Origin of the sequence: Pseudoalteromonas sp. SG43-7, assembly GCF_014164295.1 — a bacterium.
GTDB classification, from domain to species: Bacteria; Pseudomonadota; Gammaproteobacteria; order Enterobacterales; family Alteromonadaceae; genus Pseudoalteromonas; species Pseudoalteromonas rhizosphaerae.
Window position 1 is genome coordinate 1 of sequence record NZ_JACJEY010000125.1, and the last position, 1,949, is coordinate 1,949.

Below are 1,949 nucleotides of genomic sequence, written 5' to 3' on the forward strand. Positions count from 1 at the left end.
TGGCACTTAGCAATCTCAGATTTACAAGAATCTGATAAATCAGAATCTAAGTTCTTAGATTCTAATACGTGGTTTAGAGCCTTTATTTTAGTATCCATACAATCAAGAATTGCTGAAACCTCGTAAGGGCTAAGTGTCGTTGTAATTTTCATAATATCCTCAATCACATGTATTCATGTATTCATGTATTTATGTATTCATGTAATCATGAAATATATTGTTTTAGTCCAATGTTCCATTTGTACATCTGGAGAATAACAGCATCGACCTGATCACTTTCACCAGAGACATTAACAAGATCTATATTTTCGGAGTCCACATCAGAAAGGCTTAATTTTTGATAGTGCTCTTTCATGCGACCACCGAAAGCTATCAAGCGTTTAAATTTAAGTATCTCCGCAAGCTCACCAACAACTTTAGGGTCTGCGATGTAACGGTCGCTAGAAACCTTCTTGATGTAATCAGAGGGCTTTGTAGCGTATTTGCCAACCTCAGCAGCGGCAGCTTCAATTGTAGAGCCTGAGCGCTTAGGGTTCGGTTTAACACGTCTAACATCAACTTGTGTAATGTAATCGTTCTTCATGGCCATCTGCCAAAGCTCAAGCCAGCGAGACTGGTTTATGTAATTCTTACCTTTGAAATATTCGGCAGGAACTGCAAGCAAGACATGAAAATGAGGGTGGTAGGTGTTGGTTTTTTTGTTATGGGTAATCTCTAAAGCTTTAAACCAACCCCATATAGATTTTTTAAATTCGACCTTCCTGGATAAACTAGCCCAGGCTTTGTTCATTTTCTTTATTTCGTCGGGTAAATCATTAGCGCTGACATTAGGAACGGTAAGCGTTAAAAGTAAATATCGAGTGCTTTTATACTCTGACTGCAAGGATAGGCAAACATCTTTGACTTGATGAAAAACAACAAGGGAACGTCTTTTTTGACAAGCGGGACACATTCTATCTTTGCAAAAATAAGCTTTGATAAGTCTTTTTTCCCCAGAGTTTGAAACCCCAAAAGCGAGAAGTGAGCCACAATCCAAAATTCGCTCAGAACGAACCTCGTTAGTGTAATTCATAGCATGGGAAACGGCAGTGCTTTTAAGTTTAAAAGTTCGCCAGTCGGTAGTGTCTTGCAAAATTTCGCCTGAGTCGTGGATTACAGGCAGGTCTTCATATATAATTTTCATTGTCTTCTCTTGTGGCTTTACAGAGTTGAGAAGATGAGGTCTTTCAGTTGCGCCTTGGTCGGTAGCTTCTGGAGGATCAATGAAGGGGATGTGTTGACGCACTCCCCTTTGTCCTTTCTCAGAGCCTAAAATATTAAATGGCGTCTTAAGTAATTTGTCTGTGGTATTTAAACCGCGAAAGTCTCAAATTCAGTTAAACCTACCCTGTCGGGTAGAGTGTTAAAGTTAATGCAAAAGCCCTTTAATAGCAAGGCTTTGAAAGGTGTTTTATATGTGTTTTCTGTCTGCGCGTTGTTTCTATAGTATCAAGTAAAGGATTTTGCTCCGCAAAAAGAAGCCCGAGCATCATTTGAAAAAGGTTACAACAATCAAATAAACCAAAAAAAAAGCTCCCTTGAGCATGGTTTCAACAAGTTGAAATACATGCACAACTGGAGCTTTTAAAGAGAAGGTTTATCAAGGGGCAGTTGAATAAAAGCGCAAAGGTTTAGCCAGTGCAGCCAAAACATAAGCGGTAAAACAAACTCCCTCGGGTTTCCGCTTCGCTACCGGCTGTCGCCAAGTGAACATAGCCCCCCAGCTAAAAATGACATTAGTGGGGGGCCAGAGGTGCTTCAAAGGAAAGTTTTAAAACTAAGTTCTGGCACTTAGCAATCTCAGATTTACAAGAATCTGATAAATCAGAATCTAAGTTCTTAGATTCTAATACGTGGTTTAGAGCCTTTATTTTAGTATCCATACAATCAAGAATTGCTGAAACCTCGTA

At 39.4% G+C, this 1,949-nt stretch carries 1 protein-coding gene; it reads right to left on the minus strand.

Annotated features, from left to right (window positions below; genetic code table 11):
- Nucleotides 1-205: 205 nt before the first annotated feature.
- Nucleotides 206-1,285: a protein rep gene (locus H5200_RS22980; protein WP_182762798.1), complete on the minus strand. Its 1,080-nt coding sequence runs from the start codon at nt 1,283-1,285 to the stop codon at nt 206-208.
- Between the last annotated feature and the right edge of the window lie 664 nt (nt 1,286-1,949).